A 1,761-nucleotide genomic window follows, 5' to 3' on the forward strand; every position below is an offset into this window, starting at 1 on the left:
CCCGGGAAAAGGTGCGGCGGCTGGTCCGCCGCCTGCAGTTGCCCGCCTCCGACGCCGAGGTGTGGCTGGGCATGCTGCGACAGATAGCGTGGAAGCTGCGGCGAAAAGACTGAGACGCCTGACCCCGGGCGTCGCAGCAAAACGCTGTATCCGAGCGCGGCGACGGACATCTAAACTTACATACAAACGGCCACCCCTTGCAGAGGCCGACTTAGGCTGCAACCACCCGCGACCGACGAGGAGCAGGTACCCGACATGGGATTTGACTTCGACCGCGAAAGCCGGCGCCAGCTTGGCTACAAGCTGATCGACGCCATCAACGACTACTTCTCTTCCCTGTCCGAGCGCAGCGTCCAACTTCCGCTCGAGCAGCGCACCTTCGCAACGCTCACCGACAAGATGCCGGAGCTCGGGCTCGACCCGGTGCTGGTGCTCGGTGAACTCTGCGATGAGCTGGTGGAGAAGGGCTTCCACGTTCCCAGCGCCAACTACTTCGGCCTGATGAATCCCACGCCCACCTACATGGCAGTACTGGCCGAGGCGCTGGTGGCGGCGCTCAATCCGCAACTGGCGACGCTGGCGCGCTCGCAACTGGCCTCGAAGATCGAGGGCGAGACGGTGCGCTGGATCGGCGAGCGCGTGGGCTGGACCAAGCCCTTCGACGGCACCTTCACCTCGGGCGGCAACGAAGCCAACTTCAGCGCTCTGGCGCTGGCTCTGGCTGCGCACTTCCCCAAGGCTATCGAAGAGGGCGTAGCTTCGATCGGCGGGCAGCCGGTGTTCTACGCTTCGTCGGAGGCGCACCACTCGCTGGACAAGTCCGCGGGACTGTTGGGCTTGGGGCGCAAGGCGCTGCGGCGCATCCCGGTGAATGACCGCATCCAGCTCGACGTGGGAAAGCTCGAATCCGCCATCGCTGCCGACAAGAAAGCCGGGCACAAGCCCTTCTGCGTTGTGGCCACCGCAGGGACCACAAACTCAGGCGCCATCGACGACATGGTCGCGCTGGCAGAGCTTTGCGCGCGGCACAAACTCTGGCTGCATGTGGACGGCGCTTACGGCGCCGCGGCCATCTTCAGCGACCGTCACCGCGACCTGGTGCGCGGCATCGAGCGCGCTGATTCCATCACCATCGACCCCCACAAGTGGCTGGCCATGCCCTTTGCCGCCGGCGTCATCCTCACCTCGCGGCCGGAGACGCTGCAGCAGGCCTTCGCCACCACCACGCCCTACATGCCGAAGTCGCCGGGCGCGGTGCTGGTGGACAACTTCAAGGTCAGCACGCAGTGGTCGCGGCGCATGAACTCGCTCAAGCTCTGGCTGACGCTGCGCGTCCACGGCCGCGCGGCCTATGAAGAGCTGATCAACCGTCAGCTGGCGCTCGCGGCGAGCTTCGCCGGCTGGGTCCGCGGCTCAAGGAGCTACGAGCTGGCGGCGCCGCAGGTGTTGCCCATCGTCAACTTCCGGGTGAAGGTCGCGGGAGGCGACGAGGCCGCCATCGCGGCCGCGAACGCGCGGGTGGTGGACTCCGTGACGCGCGACGGACGCCGCTGGATCTCAGAGACGCGAGTGAACGGCCGCAGCGTCATCCGCATGATGGTGATCAGCTACCTAACTGACGAGCGGAACTTGCAGAATCTGCGGCGGGCGCTAACGCAGGCTGCTTGACAACCCCCGGGACAAGAAGCTTCGAGCAGTCCTTACTTCGTACCGAAGCGCCACACCAGGCCGGTCGAGGCGCGGAAGTCGTGTTGGAAAACG

1 protein-coding gene is annotated in these 1,761 nt (G+C 65.8%); it reads left to right on the forward strand.

Annotation, left to right across the window (positions count from 1 at the left end; genetic code table 11):
* Window positions 1-255: 255 nt before the first annotated feature.
* The gene (locus VGQ94_10505) at window positions 256-1,668 is read left to right on the forward strand and encodes a pyridoxal-dependent decarboxylase (GenBank protein ID HEV2022940.1); all 1,413 of its coding nucleotides are present in this window, start codon (window positions 256-258) and stop codon (window positions 1,666-1,668) included.
* Window positions 1,669-1,761: the final 93 nt, after the last annotated feature.

Source organism: Terriglobales bacterium, assembly GCA_035937135.1.
GTDB lineage: Bacteria > Acidobacteriota > Terriglobia > Terriglobales > Acidobacteriaceae > DASYVL01.

Coding starts and splice junctions, on each gene's coding strand:
- VGQ94_10505 (HEV2022940.1), top strand. CDS start 256: ATGGGATTTGACTTCGACCGCGAAAGCCGGCGCCAGCTTGGCTACAAG.